Here is a 16,409-nt window from a genome sequence, read left to right as displayed (position 1 = left end):
ACGTTTAGAGGGGCAATCTGTATTCGATAACACCTGGCTTTTCGGCTACCCAGTTATAAAGTCGCTGCGCTGTCAGGTTTTTTTCCTGCGTGTGCCAATATAACCGTGCACACTGGCGCTCGCTGGCCTTCTGTTGGACATACTCAATAAGGTGTTTCCCTGTATTTTCACCGCGATGATTTTTAGAAACAAAGAGGTCTTCTAAATAACAGTAGTCATTGACTGACCATGTCGAGCGATGAAACAGATAATGAACAAAGCCAATAATTTCCGCGCCTTTTTTTGCAACGGCACAATACATGTCACTCTCAGCATCGAAAAAACGCTTCCATGTCTCGAGGGTGGTCTCTTCAGATAACTGAACCTCATAAAACTGCTGATAACTTAGCCAGTACGGCAACCATTTTGCGTAATCGTCTTCTTGCACCGGCACCACAGATATTTTTAAATTTTCTTGTGACATATCAAACACCTTTTTAACTCCTACTAATCTGGAGGTGAAAGCGTAACGCTTACAGTGGTATCATAAAAGGTACACTTTTTTGATTTTTTACGGGTCCACTTTGAAAATGAAAAAAGAGGCTGTCAGCTACCCAGGGTTCTTGCTCAATAAAGGGAAAATACAAGAGCAGTTTTATTTGACCATTAAAGAAAAAATAATGAATGGCCAACTGAAAGCGGGAAATAAACTGCCCTCCAGCAGAACATTCTCTGAAATGATGTCAATTTCCCGTAATTCCGTTTTATCTGGCTTAGAACGTCTGATTGCTGAAGGCTATCTGGAAACCAAAAAAGGTTCCGGTACGTATGTCACCTCGGTGATCCCTGATGAGGTCATACAGATTAAATCCCCTTCATCGCCAAAGAAAATCAGTGATGACAGAAACGCCCTCAACGTTAACCCGCACACGCGGGTAATGAAAAAAATATGGGATGCAACCTCACCGCTTGCCGGAAGCAATATGACATTTAATATTGGCGTCGGTTGTCTAGACATATTTCCGCATGAGCTTTGGGGACGCATAATGGGTCGAGTGTGGCGTCAGTTTCGTCACCATAACGGTAATCTCAATGAACCTTCAGGATTTAAACCATTAAGGTCTGCCATCAGTGAATATGTGCGTGCAACACGTGGTTTGAATTGTACTGAAGAACAGATACTGATCGTCAATGGCACGCAGCAAGCCATGAATCTTGCGGCGCACGTTCTTTTACAAGACGGCGATGAGGTATGGCTGGATGAACCGGGTTATGACGGCGCTTTGGGGGCATTTACTGCTATGGGGGCCAGGATCCGCCCTGTAACAAGTGACCAAAACGGCATGGATATTTCCTATGCGATAAAGCATTGGCCGAATGCGAAGATGATATTCACATCGCCCTCACATCAATTCCCTCTTGGCGGGACATTAAGTTTATCCAGAAGAATGGCTCTGCTTGAATGGGCTGCTGAAAATGAAATGTGGATCTTTGAAGATGATTATAACAGTGAGTTCAGATATGCCGCTCAGCCTGTACAAGCGCTTCAGGGATTAGATAAACAGCAGAGAGTCATCTATGCCGGTTCTTTCTCGAAGATGATGTTCCCGGGATTTCATTTGGGATTTTTAGTCATCCCGGAGAGTCTCGTGGAGACGTTTAAAATTGCAAAGTATTACGCAGATACACGCACCTCCGTCATGGAACAAGCGATACTTGCCAACTTTATTTCTGAGGGTCACTACGCGCGCCATGTCAGAAGGGTCAGAAAGGCATGTCACGAACGCCAGCGCGTAATGATTGAAGCCATAAAATTATATCTGCCTGATATTCTTTCCGTTGAGCCGCTGGACTCCGGTATTCACCTTGTCTGTTGGTTAGCGGAAGGTATCGAGGAACCGTACATCATTGAGAACTGTCGTAAAGCTGGGTTAGGCGCACAACCCCTTTCACGTTACTGCCAGATAGAGCCAGCAAAACAGGCCATTCTCCTGGGTTTTGCCGCGCATTCGCCCGTGGAAATTGTCGCTGGTATACAGAAACTGGCACAAAGAATAACGCAAAAATAAGACAGGTTGTTTACAACGAGGGGTTTAAGCGAGGTTAAATTCTGAGGGCGGACGGGCCACATCTGGTGGCCTGTCCGAGTAATCCCAGTTATTTCGTTAATTCCGCAGTCATGTGGACATTATTGTTCACATTGGCTTCAGTGATTTTATAAGACGCACCTGCCTGATGTGCCTGTGCAGCGATTTGTGCTTCTGCATCGTCGAGGGTTCTTGCAGTTGCAGTAATACTCTGAGCAAAAGCACCAAATGACATCATAGACAGTGCGGCAACGGCGATAAGAGTTTTGAGCGATTTCATGATAATTCCTTAAATGACAGTATTTGTTATGGGCAATGTTGCCCGAGACTAAGACGTGTATTTGCAATCCGACTTCGGCTATTTGAGGTCGCTTGCTGCCAGCCCTTCTCCATCGAAAGCCTGACTAAAAACCGGGTGATTCTGCTGCTGTATCCAATCTGCGTTATTGATAAATCCCCGCTGTGCCGTGCTGATTCTTCGCATCGATACAGTTGAAATTAATTTGTTAACGTTCGATAGGTAAATCATAAACGTGATCTGCATCACGCGTCAACATTATTTTATAATGAACGTTATTTAAATTATAAAATCCATATAAATCATTTATATAAATCACAATCCCTCTCCCTTTTTTAGTTCTGGCTATCTCCGGTCTTTTATTTTTATAATGAGTGTTAATTAAAAACACAAAACAGGCGGTACTATGACCACTCACACCTCGGGTTGCAGCAGAAAAGGCCGGGGACGACCTAAAATGTTCGACAGGGAAAACATGCTTGATACTGCGATGGAGCTGTTCTGGCAGCATGGTTACGAAGCCACATCGCTTTCCTCACTGGTTGAAGCGACCGGTGCAACAGCCCCGACGCTTTACGCAGAATTCACGAATAAAGAGGGATTGTTCAGAGCGGTGCTTGACCGCTATGTCGTTCGCTTTGTGGAAAAGCATAAAGCGGAGCTTCTTTGTGATGAGAAAACGGTGGAACAGGCATTGCTCGGTTACTTAACGGCCGTAGCCCAGGGGTTTGCATGTAAAGACACCCCGGCAGGTTGTTTTTTCATTAATACTTCTGCCACGCTTGCTGCGGCTTCAGAGTCGATTGCTTGTTCTGTCCGGGAGCGGCATGCCCGACAGGAACAGGCCCTGATGGACTTTTTACGCAAGCGCCAGCAGCGTGGACAAATACCTGAGAAAGCGGCGTTACCCCTACTCGCGCAGTTTTTAAGCTGCGTGATTTACGGTATGTCCGTCAGTGCGCGCGAAGGGGCTGATGAGGAAAAGCTAATGCAGATCATCCACACCACATTACGTCTGTGGCCGATGTTAGTTAGCGACAAGCCAGTTAACACGCCTGGCCTGTAGCCTGGCGTGCGGATAGGTTTACTGTCTTTTGAACTCTGCGTCGTGACTCGCCGCCCGCTCACACAGCCACTCGACCCACGGCGTCAGGCTTTCTGCCACTTTCGTGGACACCTGCATCAGCTTCGCGTTCGGGGCCAGCAGGTCAATCTCCTCACGCACGCGTGTCGGGCTGAAGTCCGGGAAGTACGGTAACAGATCCATCTTGGTCACCAGCACTGCTTCACCGAGGCGGAACATCACCGGGTATTTCTCCGGTTTATCATCCCCTTCCGGCACCGAAAGCAGTACCACATTATGGTGCTGACCGAGGTCAAAACTCGCCGGGCAGACCAGATTGCCGACGTTCTCGATAAACAGAATGTCCACCGGATCAGCACTCAGTGTGTGCCAGGCATTGTGGATCATCTGCGCATCCAGATGGCAGGCCATGCCGGTGGTAATCTGCACGACGGGGACCCCTTTGCGCCGCAGACGAACCGCGTCGTTTTCCGTCTCCAGATCCCCTTCAATGACCGCCACGCGCAGGCCGCGCGCCAGCAACTGCTCAATGGTCACCTCCAGCAACGAGGTCTTGCCGCTGCCAGGGGATGACATCAGGTTAAACACCCGGGTGCCGTGGGCATCAAAGTGCTGCCGGTTGTGCTCTGCCAGATGATCGTTATCCTGCATCAGGTTTTTCAGCACCTGCACCGTATGCGACCCTTTGCTTTTCACCGGCATAATCGCATGAATGACGCCATTACCCAGGCTGAACTGGCTTCGGTGAGGAATGTTGCAGCCACAGTTATCGCACATCGCCTACTCCTGCCCCTTCGCGGGGAGTTTGACAGGCGTTAGCTGCTGCGCCATCGCCGCCAGTTTGACGCTCACCAGGCTCATCTGCGCAAGAGTATCGCGACAGCGATTTGCCAGCTCCGTCTGCCCTTGCTCTTCCAGCGCGCGCAGGTACTTTTCCATTTCCGCGATGTGCTCATCGTTGTGCTCACGCCAGTGCGGCACCAGCACATGCAGTTTCTTTAACAGCGGGACTTCAATCATCAATATTCTCCTGCACTTAGTCGATTGCACACGGCACAAGCAGCACCGTGTTATGCATGCAATCGATGTACTTAATCTCATATCCGGTCAATTCGCGCGGCGGCTCAAACAGAGGGGAAAGGGTGATGTTTTTCCCCTCCACTTGCACGTTGGTCACCTCGTCGAGCAGCTCTTCATTCTGGTCAGGCATCGCGACCCGAACCCGTAACTGGCACATTCTTCGTCTCCTCGCTCAGCACAACGCCGCCAGGCGCTGTTTAATCTCATTCAGCTCCGCCATAAACTCGCCGCCCAGATCGAAAGGCGCACTGCCACTCAGATCGGCATTGCGGATGGTGTCGTTCAGTGAGAGATAGCCGAGGATTTTGTCGCTCTCCAGCCTCGACTGCATAAACGCTTTGTCGGATGGTTTCGCAATTTTGCTGCCGACATACGCGAGGGTACGAATACCGATATCTGCCGCCAGTGCGCCGATTTGCTGCGCGGTCTGAATGCTGCGCTGTCCGGGTTCAACCACCACCACCAGCACATCCACCGCTTCCGCCGTCGAACGCCCGAGGTGTTCAATACCGGCTTCCATGTCCATCACCACCACATCGTCACGCTCCAGCAACAGGTGGCTCATTAGCCGACGCAACAGGGTATGTTCCGGGCAGACGCAGCCGGTCCCGCCATGCTCCACCGTTCCCATTTGCAGCAAGCGAACCCCTTCATGCTGAGCGCAAAAGGCATCCGGCAGGTCATCCACTTTCGGGTTGAGGATAAACAGGCTGCCGTAGCCCCCACCGGCCCCGGTCCGCTCCATCGCCAGCTCTTTCATTCGCGAAAAGGGCTGCAGTTCGCTGCAACGTTCCGCTGGAATCCCAATTGCCGACGCCAGGTTGGCGTCCGGGTCAGCGTCGATTGCCAGCACCTGTTTGCCCTCTGCCGCCCATGAGCGCGCCAGTAACCCCGCGAGGGTGGTTTTACCTACACCGCCTTTACCTGCAATGGCTATTTTCATCTCTACCTCTTCAGTCAACGACTACGCCCGCACCCTGCGACGCGGGCGACGGGTGTCAGATCCCAAGTGCCCGGCGTTTTTCTTTCATCACCTCGACCAGTTTCTCAGCCGCCAGCACCGGATCGGTTTCGACGAGGAAATAGCCGTCGAGCAGATCTTTGGACTGTTCAGTAATGAGATCGGTCACCACTTTCGACCCGGTAACGTGCGGGATGACACCCAGATGGGTCGGCAGGCCCAGTGCCACGCTCCAGGAGGCAATGGCGATGGCTTTTTCTGACATCGCCTCCGGTGCAGACGCCACCACCGGCAAGTCGCTTAAATCGACGTTCAGTTTTTCCGCCAGTGCGGTCGCCAGCACCACGGCACGGCTGTTGTCCACACAAGATCCCATATGCAGTACCAGCGGCAGCGGCCCGTCCAGACCGGCTGCAGTACCGATCGCGGTCAGTACCGCTTTCAGTGAATCTCCGGCCCAGGCTTCGGTCGCCTGTTGGTTCATCAGGCCATTTTTGGCGAACGCGCCAGCACCACAGCCGGTGGCCAGCATCAGCACGTTGTTGCGGGCAAGGATTTTGGCCATTTTCTGGAAGCTGTCATCCTGCTTCACACGCGTGGTGTTACACCCGGCAAACAGGGCCACGCCCAGAATGTTGCCGTTGGCGATGTTCTCCACCAGCGGGGCCAGCGGATCTTCAGGGTTCAGTAGGGCCAGCGCATCCATCACCGCTTCAGTGCTGAAGCCCACAATCGCGGTCTGTTTGATGTCCGGGATCTTCACGCGGCTTGAGTCGCGGCGGCCATAGGCATCGATGGCGTACTGGATGATTTTGCGCGCCGTTTCACGCGCATGTTCTTCGTGGAAACTGATGTGGCGGGAGCCCTGAATCTTGTTCTCGTCAGCAGTGGTGATGAACTCGGTGTGGTAGCACTCGCTGATGGTCGACAGCGACGGCATGATGCACTGCACATCCACCACCATCGCGTCCAGAGCCCCGGTGAAAATAGCCATTTCCTGCGAGAGATAGTTGGTCGCCAGCGGGATCCCATGGCGCATCATCACTTCGTTACCGGTACAGCAGATGCCGACGATGTTAATCCCGTCCGGCGCACCGGCATCGCGGGCGACACTTTGCATTTCGATCGCCACGTCACAAATCACTTCGCTGAGCAGTGGGTTGTGGCCGTTAACGGCGATGTTGACGGCGGTTTTCTTGATAACGCCAATGTTGGCCTGGGTCACAACCGGCTTCGGCGTGCCAAACATGGCGTCCGACAGTTCGGTGGCCAGCACCATACCGTCGAAGTCAGACAGCGCACCGCGCAGCCCCCCCAGCACCAGGTTGGTCGGGTCAGCATCACAACCGATGTGGGTACGGGACATAATCTGCGCCACAGTGGCATCAATGTTGTGCGGCAGTACACCGAGCTTGCCGAGCAGGTTCAAACGCTTCGGCGGCAGTGTGGCTTTGAGCCAGTGACACGGAACTTTGCTGTCCTGGTTTTGATAGTCTTCGAGGGTTTTAGTCGCCACGTCATAGGCTATCTCGCGTGTGCTGCGCCCTTCTGTTTCAATGGAGAGACGCTTCGCCACCCCACGCAGTTTTTCCGGGTCACGAATCTGATAATCCGGCAGCTCGCCTTTGCCCACACGCTGCATCGCCAGCGCAATGTGGCGACCGTGCTCGGAGTGGCCCGCCGCCCCGGCGGCCATCATACGGATCAGGTTACGCGCCACGATGGTGTCGCGGTTGGCCCCGCAAATACCGTACTGTGGACCGTCGCCGAAGGGATCGACACGGCATGGCCCTTTCCAGCAAATACGACAGCACAGCCCGAGGCTACCAAAACCGCACTGGGGTTGTTGCATCTGATGACGGTCAAATACCGTGGCAATACCCTCTTGTTCCGCTACCGGACACAGGGCAATCGTTGCCGCATCACTCGTTCTGGTTTTGATATCCATTACATTCCCCTTAAGACCACATCGATGTTTTTCTGCGACTGGGCCAGTTCTTTGGCTCTGGCCAGAATGAGTGCCTGCCGGTACGTGTGCATATCCACCAGACTGATGGCTTTAGTGGGGCATGCCTCGACGCAAGCGGTTTGTTCTTTGCCCTGCTCTTTACGCCAGGAGACGCACAGGTCGCATTTCTGCGCCACGCCCTGGTTGGTCACGCTGTACAGGCTTTGTTGTTCAGTACGGCGCACGGTGATGGAGCCGAATGGACAGACCATGACGCAGAGCTTGCACCCCACGCAGTTGGCTTCATTGATGTAGACCTGCCCGTCCGTCTGGCGACAGGCCCCGGTCGGGCAGACCATCGCACAGGGGGCGTTTTCACACTGGCGACACTGCATCGGGATGTTGGCGTCACCCGCCGCCACCACCTTAATGCGCGGATGCAGCGGTAGCTGGTCGCGTACCGCATCAAACAACCCGTTATCTCCCCCGTGACTAACCGCACAGGCCATCTCACAGCTATGGCAGCCAAGGCATTTCTGCGCATTGGCGTAAATCATGACATTTTCCTTTTTCTTCATGTCGTTACCCTCTACCTCACGCATCAAAACTTTCAATGTAGAGTTCGTCACCCTGGATAAGCTGAACTTCCCGGCTGTGACAAAGGGCACATTGAAAATGGAATTTGATCACTTCAAAATCTTCCCCGCAGGCCTGGCAGTGGGCGATGGCTGGCAACGCGTCGATAATCAGCTCGGCGTTTTCCGCTATCGTCCCGGCGGCGAACGCGGCAAAACAGAACGTCATCGACTGCGGCTCCACCGCTCGCATCGTGCCGACCTTCAGGCGTACCCGCGTAATCGCGGTGACCTGATGCCGCCCGGCCTCTGCGACCAGGATCTTCACCAGCCCCTGGGTTAATGCCGCTTCATGCATCTGCGCATTCCCTCCGCTCAGTCCAGTTCATCGAGTTCACTCAGGGCAATCAGCATTTCTGCCGCCTCCTGTTCATCAATGCGGGACATCGCAAAGCCAACGTGCACCAGCACCCAATAGCCCACACATGCCTGCGGTGGCTGTTCCGGGCCGACCAGGCAGGCGATATTGACCTCCCGTTTCACCCCGGCCACCGACACCACCGCGAGCAGGTTAGCGGCATCTTTTATTTCCAGAATTTGCCCTGGGATCCCCAGACACATAGGCGGTGCTCTCCGGTTTTCGTCTGCACACATGCGCTAATTCAGTTGCGATAATCACGCTTTAAAATCACAGGTTGTTGCCGACAAAAAATAACTACCTTTCTTGATTAAGATCATCTTAATTGCGATGAATAACGGCAGAAAAAAACAAAAATAATGCCTTCTCCCTCTACCCCTTAAGGCGTATTAATATTCATTCTCAACTATAAGGTGATATCCCTCATACTTTATTCAGGTGGTTGTTAATAATGTATTAATAACGCCCTGGCTGAACGCCATATTCCCAGTTTCCCTGCCGGATATCTGTCAGCCAGCCGACAGACATCTCTGGCGACATTTTATAAATTCACTCCCGCCTATCCGCTCTCTACGTATCGTGAGGAATAAATGGGAGTATCACTGTTCGGCATTCCATTACTCGCCTGGTCAGGAACACTAATATTATTGGTCGGCGAAATAATGGCGTTATTACATCTGCGCAATCTGTCAAAATTGCTGCTCTTTTCTACGCTCGCAGAAGTGGGTTATGTCATTCTGGGTTACGGGCTGGATAACGCATCGGGCGAAACCGGTGCGTTGATGCATTTGGGATTACAGGCAGTGATGCGCCTGTTGACGATCCTGAGCGCGGCCTGGCTTATTAAACGAACAGGCTCCAGCGATCTCGACAAGCTGGCCGGCAGCGGCTCGCGTATGCCGCTGGCCTCGTTGCTTTTCGGTTTCGGTCTCTTCTCCGTGATGGGATTATCGCCCTTTAAAGGCTCATTCAGTAAGTTCTTAATCCTTTATGGCGCAATGGAACAGGGCCAATGGGCAATTGCTGCCGTCGCGACCCTGGCGACCATTCTCGCCTCAATTTATTATATTATTGTTATTCAGCGTGTCTGTCTGGAACCGGATAATAATGCACCAGCAGAAGCCATGCCGCTGACGAAATTATTAACGCCGCGCTGGATAATATTACTGCTATTAACTGCCCTCACCATCTGGCTTAGTTTAATGCCCGAGCCGTTATTACATCTTGCAGAGCATTATGCGTCATCGTCGATAAAAACACCGGTGCCTAATTTCGAAACGCCCTGGCATTACTGGGTCATATTGCCTTATGTCGGCGGCTTCGTTCTTTATGGACTGGGGAAAATAAATGCGAGATTGCGCGATCGTGCCGCGGTCATTATTGCGCTGCTGACTTTATATCTGGTCTGGCAGCATAACCACAGTGATAGCCTGTCGCATTTATTCTCAGTATTGTTCGCCGGTCTGATTACCGTGGCAGTGGTCTATTCTCAGGCCTATATGCGTGATGATGAGCACGCTAACCGCTACTATTTCTTCCTGTTCCTGATGGCCGGTTCACTGATTGGCGTCACCTCCGCGCCGGACTTTGGTAATTTCTACCTGTTCTGGGAATTAATGACCTGGAGCTCGTATTTCCTTGTCGTACACGAACGCACGCCGCAGGCGCTGAAAGCCGGGCGTAAGTACTTCCTGATGTGCTGCACCGGGGCGTACATCATGCATTTCGGCATTCTGGTGTGCCATACCCGCTTTGGCAGCTTTGATATGTCAGTGATAGCCTCGCAGGCGACGCTGCTCACCCCTGGGTTTGCCGCCGTTATTGGCCTGTGCTTCATGGTGGGGCTGGGGGTTAAAGCCGGATTGTGGCCAATGCACGGCTGGCTACCGGATGCCCACCCGGTCGCCCCTTCGTCCATTTCAGCGCTGATGTCCGGCATCTTGACCAAAGCAGGCGTCTTCGGGCTGGTCAAAATCCTGTTCATCGTGCTGGGGGCAAGCCTCACCGGGCAACTGCTGAATCTGTGGTCGCATCCGGCGTTTGGCCTGGTACTGACCACGCTTGGCTGCATGACGGTGATTTATGGCGAAGTGATGGCTCTGCGCGAAGATAATCTCAAACGCATTCTGGCCTTCTCAACGCTGGCGCAGGTGGGAGAAATTCTGGCGATGCTGGGGTTGATGACCAGTCTGAGCCTCGCCAGTGCGCTGCTCCACGTGATGAACCACGCGATCTTCAAAAACCTGCTGTTCCTCGCCGCCGGTGGCCTGATAGCCCGTGCGGCAGGCAAAAAACTCTCCGATATTGCAGGCCTGGGTCGGGTAATGCCGTTTACCGCGCTGTGCTTTGCCATCGGCGCACTGGCGGTGATGGGGCTACCGCCGTTCAGCGGTTTCTTCAGTAAATTTATGATGATTTACGCCGCCGTGAAAGCCGATGCACTGGTGGTGGCTGCGTTGTTCCTCGCCGGAAGTGTGCTGGGCGCAATTTATTATTTGCGCATCGTCCGTGTGCTGTTCTTCTCGCCCGTGGCAGGGTGAAAAGGTTGAAGATGCGCCGCTGGCGATGCGGGTCGCAACTGGCTTCCTGGCCGCGCTGGTTGTCCTCGGCGGCCTGTTCCCGGATTACGGTTTGCAGCACTGGGTACGCCCGGTTATCGAACAGATTGCCGGTCCGCTAGCAGTGGACAGTACCTGCGCTGCCGTCGCTGAATCTGGACTGGTCACCTGCCGCGCTGATTGCCATTATCGGGGCCGTCGCCACCTTTGTGGTCGGTAAGCGTATGCCGCATAAAGCCGGAGGTGATTGCCACCGGCGTAATGGCACTGACTCTTGCTGCCGTGCTGATGGACGCGGGACGCTATGACCTGCTGTCCTGGTGGTTCGCCGCACTGATTGCCGGAGTGGGCGTGCTTAACCTGTGCTACGCCATTGGCTATATGGACCATGCTCATAGCCAGCACCGCTTTTTCTTCTTCTTCGTCTTTATGATTGGCGGCCTGCTCGGCGTCACCGCAAGCTCAGGATCTGTTCAACTTCTTCGCCTTCTGGGAAATCATGAGTAGCTGGACGCTCTACTTCGTGATCATCCACGACGAGAGCAAACCGGCGCTGCGCGAAGGGTTTAAATACTTCATCTTCAACTTCGTCGGGGCGACCTGCATGTTCCTCGGCGTCGCCATGCTCTGCGCGCGCAGTGACGGCTTTGGCTTCGACGCGATTCTTCTGGCCTCACGCACCATGCCATTACCGTGGCTGGGTGCCGGTCTGCTGCTGGTACTGAGCGGACTGATAATGAAAGCCGCCCAGTTGCCGTGGCGCATTGATTACCAGATGCACCCGCCAACCGCACCGACCCCGGTGAGTGGTTATATCTCGGCCGTGCTGCTGAAAAGTGGTATCTACGGCGTGCTGAAACTGTTTGCGCTGGGGGGGGCCGGCCTGCTGTTTGTGCGCTTTGGCGAACTGGGCAACACCAACGTACTGATGTACGCCATTGCGGTGATTGCCACCATCACCCTGCTCTACGCCGGAGCGATGGCGCTTATCCAGAACGGCATTAAGCGGCTGTTGATTTACAGCACCGTGAGCCAACTGGGCTACATCCTGCTGGGGCTGGCGCTCACCACGCCGGAAGGTATTGCCGGTGGCCTGATGCACCTGGTGAACCACATGCTGCTTAAAGACATTCTGTTCCTCGCAGCGGGCTGCATCCTGGCGCAAGTGCACGTGTCGAGCCTTGATGAGCTGGGCGGTCTCGGACGCAAAATGCCACTGACCTTTGGCCTGTTCCTGTTTGCCGGACTGTCGCTGTCGGGCATCCCGCCGCTTAACGGTTTCGCCTCAAAATGGCTGATTTACCAGGCGGCATTTGAGAGCGGGCACTACCTGCTCGGCTTAAGCGCCATGATGTCGAGCCTGTTTACCCTGGCGGCGGTACTGAAATTTGCCCATGCCGCCTTTATGGGAACACCCTCAGCGCACCTGGAAAACGTACACGAAGCACCACTGTCGATGCTGCTGCCAATGGGCGTGCTCAGTCTGATGGCTTTGATTGTCAGCCTGCTGCCGGGCGTGCTGCTGGTGCCGATCGCGCATTTAATGGCGCAGACCGGGCTTGGCAATATTGCCGTGAGCTGGACGGGGCCGTTACCCGGCACCGGTGGCTGGCATCCGTTAACCCTGTGGCTGCTGGTTGGCCTGATGGGTGTGACAGGCTGGCTGTTCTATCGTCTCAGCAATCGCCAGTCGCATTCGATTCATTTGCACCAGGGCGGCGTCTCCGACATTACCCCGGTACAGGCGCACGTTCCGGCCTCGGCGCTTTACCCGGCACCCGAACGCTTTATCCGCCAGGTTCTGCGCGTGCGGGAGAAGGACTAAACCATGATGACTTCACTTTTTGCGCCTCTGATGATTATCCCGCTCGGCGCGGCGGCTCTGATATTTGGTCTGTTACTCAAAGGGGTGGATCGCGTGGTGATTGCCCGCATGCAGCGGCGTATCGGTCCGCCGCTGCTGCAGCCGTTTTTCGACATCATTAAGCTGATGCGTAAGCAGACCCTGGTCCCGGATGGCGCGCCGCGCCGTCTGTTCCTCGCCCTGCCTGCTGTCGGCGTGGGTAGCATGCTGATTGCGGTCACCTTGATCCCGATTGCCAACGTTTACCTGCCGTCAACGGGGCTGGGCGATCTGCTGGTGCTGCTCTATCTGCTGACCGTACCTGCAGTGGTGCTGATGCTCGCAGGCTCCTGCTCCGGTTCGGTGTACGGCGCGGTAGGGTTTTCCCGCGAAATGGCGCTGGTGCTGGCCTACGAAGGCCCGCTGCTGATGGCGCTGGCAAGTGTGGCCCTGAAAGTCGGGCATGGCTCAGGGCGGTTGGGTCACGTTCTCACTGACTGACATCGTGGCGTACCAGCAGGAACACGGGGCGTTTCTGTTCGACCCGTGGATGTGGCCTGCGCTGGCGGCCTACGTGCTGTTTATGCCTGCCAACCTCGGCATTCCCCCTTTCGATATCCCTGAAGCGGAGTCTGAGGTGCTTGAAGGGCCGATTCTGGAATACACCGGGCCTGGGCTGGCGCTGTTTCATCTGATGTCGGCGCTGAAAACCCTGGTGGTGGTCGGCCTTGCCATCACTCTGTTCTTCCCCAACGGACCAGCGGGTATCGCGGGCGTCGTGGTGTTCTTAGTGAAATGTCTGGTCATCGCCTTTTTGTGCAAAACGCTGCTGCGCGCGCTGGTGGGCAGGATGCGTATCGACCAGGCCTTTTGGTTTTATCTGAAGTGGCCTGAGCTGTTGGGCGTGGTTGGCCTTATCAGCGTACTGGCTCAGGCATAGGGAAAAGATTATGACGTTACTCAACTCCATCGCCACCCGTTCGCCCTGGCTGTATCGCATCAATGCCGGGTCCTGTAACGGCTGCGATGTGGAACTTGCGACCACCGCCTGCATTCCTCGCTATGACGTGGAACGCCTGGGCTGCCAGTACTGCGGCAGCCCAAAGCATGCGGATATTGTGCTGATCACCGGGCCGTTGACCATGAAGGTTAAAGAGAAAGTGCTGCGGGTTTATCAGGAGATCCCGGAACCCAAAGTGACCGTGGCAATTGGCATTTGCCCGATTTCCGGCGGCGTATTTCGCGACAGCTATGCGGTTGCCGGGCCGATGGACAGCTATCTGCCGATCGATGTCAACGTGCCGGGCTGCCCGCCTCGCCCGCAGGCGATCATCGAAGGGATCGCCATGGCAATCGACATCTGGCGTCAGCGCATTTAGGAGCCCGGCATGAACTTTCTGAAAGTCCTGATTCGTAACCTGCGCCAGGGGCCATCCACCGACCCCTTCCCGTTTGGTGAGACCTTCACCCCGGATGCGCTGCGCGGGCGTATTGCGTTTGATGCGTCGCGCTGCTCGGTGTGTCGCATGTGCGAACACGTCTGTGCGGGCGGCGCCATTCGCTTTGAAGAAACCCCGCACGGCGTGGAATTCATCCTGTGGCACAACACCTGCACTTTTTGCGGCCTGTGCGAGCACTACTGCGTGCCGAAAGCCATCCATCTGACCAATGACTGGCACCTGGCGCACAAGCAGGAAGACAAGTACCGCATGATTGAAGAAGGCACCATGCTCTTCAAAACCTGTGTGGCTTGCAGCACCTCCTTCCTGCCCGCAAGCCCGGCGCTGATGGACAAGGTCTACCACACGCCAGCGGCCATTGACCCGGCGATGAGCGAACTGTGCCCGGATTGCCGCCGCGCCCGTGCGGCCGCCCAGCAAAATACCCCTGGCATCGATCAGATCCACGATCTTGGGATTGCACACCGCGAACTGCGTCTTAACCCTATCGAGAAACGCCATGAGTGATCTTATCCCGACAGGTGGAAGACCTGTTTAACCAGCACCTGACGCCCGGCTTTACCTTCCAGACCCGCGTCAACAAATGGGGCGTTGCCACCGCCTGGGTGCGCCTGTCCGCCACCGAACAACTGCTTGCCGGCAGCGACCAGCATCAAACAGGTGGGGGGAAGGCTGCACACCATCAGCGCGTATCAGCGCGTGGAAGGGAAACCCAGTGAGATCCACGAAATTGCTTACCACTTCGACCTTGATGGTGCCACGTTGACCATGACGGTGTTTCTCGCCGAAGGTCAGCGGGATATCCCTTCCCTGACCCCGGTGTTTCACAACGCCGACTGGAACGAGCGCGAATTTATGGAGCTGTACGACATCAACGCCGTCGGCCACCCGAACCCGACACGGCTGTTTATTGATGAGAATATTGATGCGGCCGTGCTGCAAAAATTCATCCCGTTCTCGGACATGGTGAACGCCGCCAGTACCAAAGCACTGTGGGAAAAAATTATGCAGCAACGTGGAGAGTCACAATGACCCGTTATCAAATGCCGGTTGGCCCGTTGCATGTCGCTCTCGAAGAGCCGATGTACTTCAAACTCGACCTTGAAGGCGAAACCATTAAAGGGCTGCACATTTCTGCCGGGCACGTACACCGGGGTATGGAATACCTGGTGATGAAACGTAACTTCTACCAGAACATCACCCTGACCGAGCGCATCTGTTCGCTGTGCTCCAACAGTCACCCCACCACCTTTTGCATGGCGCTGGAAGAGATTGCCGGGATAGACGTCCCGCCACGCGGGCACTACCTGCGGGTGATTGCCGATGAGATCAAACGGGTGGCCTCAAACCTGTTCAACGTCGGCATCATGGCCCACATCATCGGTTTTACCTCGCTGTTTATGCACGTGCTGGAAACCCGTGAAATCGTGCAGGACATCAAAGAGACGCTGTACGGCAACCGCATGGACCTGGGTGCTAACTGCATTGGCGGGGTGAAATACAACCTCAATGCCGAGAGCATCGCTTACCTGCTCAAACGCCTGAACGAGGTCGCCCCGGCGGTAGATGAGATCCACGCCATTTACAGCACCCATTCAAGCATTCTGACCCGTACCCGTGGTGTGGGCGTTTTGCCCAATGCTATCGCGTTGGAATACGGACTGATTGGCCCGGTGGCACGTGCTTCCGGGGTGGAATATGACGTGCGCGCCAAAACGCCGTATGCCATCTATCCCGAGCTGGATTTTGCCACCATGACCCGCCCGGACGGTGACGTCTGGTCGCGCGCGATGGTGCGTCTGGACGAAGTGAAAATGGCGATTGCTTTGATTCGCCAGTGTCTGGCGCAACTGCCTGAAGGCCCGGTCGCTGTTCCAGGTTTACCGATCGTACCGGCAGGTGAAGCGGTGGCGAAAACCGAAGCGCCCCGCGGGGAACTGATTTACTACCTGCGCACCAACGGTACGGATATGCCTGAGCGCCTGAAGTGGCGTGTGCCGAGCTACCCGAACTGGGACGCTCTGCCGGTCATGATGCAGGACAATACGGTGGCCGATGTTGCGCTGATTGTGAACAGTATCGACCCCTGTATTTCGTGTACGGAGCGTTAACGACCTC

23 protein-coding genes are annotated in these 16,409 nt (G+C 54.8%); 13 read left to right on the top strand and 10 right to left on the bottom strand.

Annotation, left to right across the window (positions count from 1 at the left end; all coding sequences use genetic code 11):
* Positions 1-4 precede the first annotated feature (4 nt).
* Positions 5-463 (bottom strand): GNAT family N-acetyltransferase, encoded by a 459-nt coding sequence (locus AC5JPW_RS16910; RefSeq protein WP_494242164.1) that lies wholly within the window; start codon positions 461-463, stop codon positions 5-7.
* A 106-nt stretch (positions 464-569) separates the two neighbouring features.
* Here AC5JPW_RS16910 and pdxR point away from each other — a divergent pair, with 106 nt between their 5' ends.
* Complete coding sequence (gene pdxR / locus AC5JPW_RS16905) at positions 570-2,048, top strand: MocR-like pyridoxine biosynthesis transcription factor PdxR (RefSeq protein WP_494242162.1); 1,479 nt, start codon at positions 570-572, stop codon at positions 2,046-2,048.
* Between the two features lie 88 nt (positions 2,049-2,136).
* On the opposite strand, the gene AC5JPW_RS16900 is transcribed toward pdxR, so the two are convergent.
* Positions 2,137-2,346, bottom strand: coding sequence for a YdgH/BhsA/McbA-like domain containing protein (locus AC5JPW_RS16900; RefSeq protein ID WP_494242159.1), 210 nt, complete (start codon positions 2,344-2,346; stop codon positions 2,137-2,139).
* A gap of 424 nt (positions 2,347-2,770) precedes the next feature.
* On the opposite strand from AC5JPW_RS16900, the gene AC5JPW_RS16895 reads away from it, so the two are divergent.
* Positions 2,771-3,430 carry a TetR/AcrR family transcriptional regulator gene (locus AC5JPW_RS16895; protein ID WP_494242157.1) on the top strand — a complete coding sequence of 220 codons (660 nt, stop codon included), beginning with the start codon at positions 2,771-2,773 and terminating at the stop codon, positions 3,428-3,430.
* A gap of 18 nt (positions 3,431-3,448) precedes the next feature.
* Here the strand turns inward: AC5JPW_RS16895 and hypB are convergent, their stop codons facing one another.
* From hypB to AC5JPW_RS16855, 8 genes are read right to left on the bottom strand one after another with little or no spacing between them, the layout of a single operon-like run.
* Positions 3,449-4,225, bottom strand: coding sequence for a hydrogenase nickel incorporation protein HypB (gene hypB / locus AC5JPW_RS16890; protein ID WP_494242155.1), 777 nt, complete (start codon positions 4,223-4,225; stop codon positions 3,449-3,451).
* A gap of 3 nt (positions 4,226-4,228) precedes the next feature.
* On the bottom strand, positions 4,229-4,468 hold the full coding sequence (locus AC5JPW_RS16885) for a DUF8180 domain-containing protein (protein ID WP_494242153.1): 240 nt from the start codon (positions 4,466-4,468) through the stop codon (positions 4,229-4,231).
* 16 nt (positions 4,469-4,484) lie between these two features.
* Complete coding sequence (locus AC5JPW_RS16880; protein WP_494242151.1) at positions 4,485-4,685, bottom strand: CooT family nickel-binding protein; 201 nt, start codon at positions 4,683-4,685, stop codon at positions 4,485-4,487.
* Positions 4,686-4,700: 15 nt separating this feature from the next.
* Complete coding sequence (locus tag AC5JPW_RS16875; protein WP_494242149.1) at positions 4,701-5,471, bottom strand: ATP-binding protein; 771 nt, start codon at positions 5,469-5,471, stop codon at positions 4,701-4,703.
* A gap of 55 nt (positions 5,472-5,526) precedes the next feature.
* Positions 5,527-7,437, bottom strand: coding sequence for an anaerobic carbon-monoxide dehydrogenase catalytic subunit (gene cooS / locus AC5JPW_RS16870; RefSeq protein WP_494242147.1), 1,911 nt, complete (start codon positions 7,435-7,437; stop codon positions 5,527-5,529).
* Positions 7,437-8,015, bottom strand: a complete 579-nt coding sequence (locus AC5JPW_RS16865) for a 4Fe-4S dicluster domain-containing protein (RefSeq protein WP_494242145.1) — start codon at positions 8,013-8,015, stop codon at positions 7,437-7,439. The genes cooS and AC5JPW_RS16865 overlap by 1 nt, the downstream gene beginning before the upstream one ends.
* 16 nt (positions 8,016-8,031) lie before the next feature.
* Positions 8,032-8,370, bottom strand: coding sequence for a hydrogenase maturation nickel metallochaperone HypA/HybF (locus AC5JPW_RS16860; RefSeq protein ID WP_494242143.1), 339 nt, complete (start codon positions 8,368-8,370; stop codon positions 8,032-8,034).
* Positions 8,371-8,387: 17 nt separating this feature from the next.
* A complete protein-coding gene (locus AC5JPW_RS16855) occupies positions 8,388-8,633 on the bottom strand; it encodes a HypC/HybG/HupF family hydrogenase formation chaperone (protein ID WP_494242141.1) in 246 nt (81 codons plus the stop codon).
* Between the two features lie 387 nt (positions 8,634-9,020).
* On the opposite strand from AC5JPW_RS16855, the gene AC5JPW_RS16850 reads away from it, so the two are divergent.
* Genes AC5JPW_RS16850 through AC5JPW_RS16800 form a run of 11 tightly spaced genes read left to right on the top strand, consistent with a single transcriptional unit; the run spans position 9,021 to position 16,402 of the window.
* On the top strand, positions 9,021-10,970 hold the full coding sequence (locus AC5JPW_RS16850; protein WP_494242139.1) for a proton-conducting transporter transmembrane domain-containing protein: 1,950 nt from the start codon (positions 9,021-9,023) through the stop codon (positions 10,968-10,970).
* Positions 10,939-11,208: a hypothetical protein gene (locus AC5JPW_RS16845; protein WP_494242137.1), complete on the top strand. Its 270-nt coding sequence runs from the start codon at positions 10,939-10,941 to the stop codon at positions 11,206-11,208. The genes AC5JPW_RS16850 and AC5JPW_RS16845 overlap by 32 nt, the downstream gene beginning before the upstream one ends.
* A gap of 41 nt (positions 11,209-11,249) precedes the next feature.
* Positions 11,250-11,495 (top strand): hypothetical protein, encoded by a 246-nt coding sequence (locus tag AC5JPW_RS16840; protein WP_494242135.1) that lies wholly within the window; start codon positions 11,250-11,252, stop codon positions 11,493-11,495.
* Positions 11,488-12,813: a complex I subunit 5 family protein gene (locus AC5JPW_RS16835; RefSeq protein WP_494242133.1), complete on the top strand. Its 1,326-nt coding sequence runs from the start codon at positions 11,488-11,490 to the stop codon at positions 12,811-12,813. Before AC5JPW_RS16840 ends, AC5JPW_RS16835 begins: the two co-directional genes overlap by 8 nt.
* Positions 12,814-12,816: 3 nt before the next feature.
* Positions 12,817-13,332: an NADH-quinone oxidoreductase subunit H gene (locus AC5JPW_RS16830; protein ID WP_494242131.1), complete on the top strand. Its 516-nt coding sequence runs from the start codon at positions 12,817-12,819 to the stop codon at positions 13,330-13,332.
* The gene (locus AC5JPW_RS16825) at positions 13,295-13,771 is read left to right on the top strand and encodes an NADH-quinone oxidoreductase subunit H (RefSeq protein ID WP_494242129.1); all 477 of its coding nucleotides are present in this window, start codon (positions 13,295-13,297) and stop codon (positions 13,769-13,771) included. The genes AC5JPW_RS16830 and AC5JPW_RS16825 overlap by 38 nt, the downstream gene beginning before the upstream one ends.
* Before the next feature lie 10 nt (positions 13,772-13,781).
* Positions 13,782-14,210 (top strand): NADH-quinone oxidoreductase subunit B family protein, encoded by a 429-nt coding sequence (locus tag AC5JPW_RS16820; RefSeq protein WP_494242127.1) that lies wholly within the window; start codon positions 13,782-13,784, stop codon positions 14,208-14,210.
* A 9-nt stretch (positions 14,211-14,219) separates the two neighbouring features.
* Entirely contained in the window at positions 14,220-14,798 is a 579-nt protein-coding gene (locus AC5JPW_RS16815) for a 4Fe-4S ferredoxin (protein ID WP_494242125.1), read from the top strand.
* On the top strand, positions 14,795-15,010 hold the full coding sequence (locus AC5JPW_RS16810) for a hypothetical protein (RefSeq protein WP_494242124.1): 216 nt from the start codon (positions 14,795-14,797) through the stop codon (positions 15,008-15,010). The genes AC5JPW_RS16815 and AC5JPW_RS16810 overlap by 4 nt, the downstream gene beginning before the upstream one ends.
* Positions 14,952-15,323, top strand: a complete 372-nt coding sequence (locus tag AC5JPW_RS16805; protein WP_494242123.1) for an NADH-quinone oxidoreductase subunit C — start codon at positions 14,952-14,954, stop codon at positions 15,321-15,323. The genes AC5JPW_RS16810 and AC5JPW_RS16805 overlap by 59 nt, the downstream gene beginning before the upstream one ends.
* Positions 15,320-16,402 carry a hydrogenase large subunit gene (locus tag AC5JPW_RS16800; protein ID WP_494242122.1) on the top strand — a complete coding sequence of 361 codons (1,083 nt, stop codon included), beginning with the start codon at positions 15,320-15,322 and terminating at the stop codon, positions 16,400-16,402. The genes AC5JPW_RS16805 and AC5JPW_RS16800 overlap by 4 nt, the downstream gene beginning before the upstream one ends.
* Positions 16,403-16,409 lie beyond the last annotated feature (7 nt).

It is taken from the genome of Phytobacter sp., from assembly GCF_059074235.1.
The sequence above is the reverse complement of the archived record's forward strand: the minus strand, read 5'-3'. Positions and strand labels throughout refer to the sequence as shown.

Coding starts and splice junctions, on each gene's coding strand:
- AC5JPW_RS16910 (WP_494242164.1), bottom strand. CDS start 463: ATGTCACAAGAAAATTTAAAAATATCTGTGGTGCCGGTGCAAGAAGAC.
- pdxR (WP_494242162.1), top strand. CDS start 570: ATGAAAAAAGAGGCTGTCAGCTACCCAGGGTTCTTGCTCAATAAAGGG.
- AC5JPW_RS16900 (WP_494242159.1), bottom strand. CDS start 2,346: ATGAAATCGCTCAAAACTCTTATCGCCGTTGCCGCACTGTCTATGATG.
- AC5JPW_RS16895 (WP_494242157.1), top strand. CDS start 2,771: ATGACCACTCACACCTCGGGTTGCAGCAGAAAAGGCCGGGGACGACCT.
- hypB (WP_494242155.1), bottom strand. CDS start 4,225: ATGTGCGATAACTGTGGCTGCAACATTCCTCACCGAAGCCAGTTCAGC.
- AC5JPW_RS16885 (WP_494242153.1), bottom strand. CDS start 4,468: ATGATTGAAGTCCCGCTGTTAAAGAAACTGCATGTGCTGGTGCCGCAC.
- AC5JPW_RS16880 (WP_494242151.1), bottom strand. CDS start 4,685: ATGTGCCAGTTACGGGTTCGGGTCGCGATGCCTGACCAGAATGAAGAG.
- AC5JPW_RS16875 (WP_494242149.1), bottom strand. CDS start 5,471: ATGAAAATAGCCATTGCAGGTAAAGGCGGTGTAGGTAAAACCACCCTC.
- cooS (WP_494242147.1), bottom strand. CDS start 7,437: ATGGATATCAAAACCAGAACGAGTGATGCGGCAACGATTGCCCTGTGT.
- AC5JPW_RS16865 (WP_494242145.1), bottom strand. CDS start 8,015: ATGAAGAAAAAGGAAAATGTCATGATTTACGCCAATGCGCAGAAATGC.
- AC5JPW_RS16860 (WP_494242143.1), bottom strand. CDS start 8,370: ATGCATGAAGCGGCATTAACCCAGGGGCTGGTGAAGATCCTGGTCGCA.
- AC5JPW_RS16855 (WP_494242141.1), bottom strand. CDS start 8,633: ATGTGTCTGGGGATCCCAGGGCAAATTCTGGAAATAAAAGATGCCGCT.
- AC5JPW_RS16850 (WP_494242139.1), top strand. CDS start 9,021: ATGGGAGTATCACTGTTCGGCATTCCATTACTCGCCTGGTCAGGAACA.
- AC5JPW_RS16840 (WP_494242135.1), top strand. CDS start 11,250: ATGGCACTGACTCTTGCTGCCGTGCTGATGGACGCGGGACGCTATGAC.
- AC5JPW_RS16835 (WP_494242133.1), top strand. CDS start 11,488: ATGAGTAGCTGGACGCTCTACTTCGTGATCATCCACGACGAGAGCAAA.
- AC5JPW_RS16830 (WP_494242131.1), top strand. CDS start 12,817: ATGATGACTTCACTTTTTGCGCCTCTGATGATTATCCCGCTCGGCGCG.
- AC5JPW_RS16825 (WP_494242129.1), top strand. CDS start 13,295: ATGGCTCAGGGCGGTTGGGTCACGTTCTCACTGACTGACATCGTGGCG.
- AC5JPW_RS16820 (WP_494242127.1), top strand. CDS start 13,782: ATGACGTTACTCAACTCCATCGCCACCCGTTCGCCCTGGCTGTATCGC.
- AC5JPW_RS16815 (WP_494242125.1), top strand. CDS start 14,220: ATGAACTTTCTGAAAGTCCTGATTCGTAACCTGCGCCAGGGGCCATCC.
- AC5JPW_RS16800 (WP_494242122.1), top strand. CDS start 15,320: ATGACCCGTTATCAAATGCCGGTTGGCCCGTTGCATGTCGCTCTCGAA.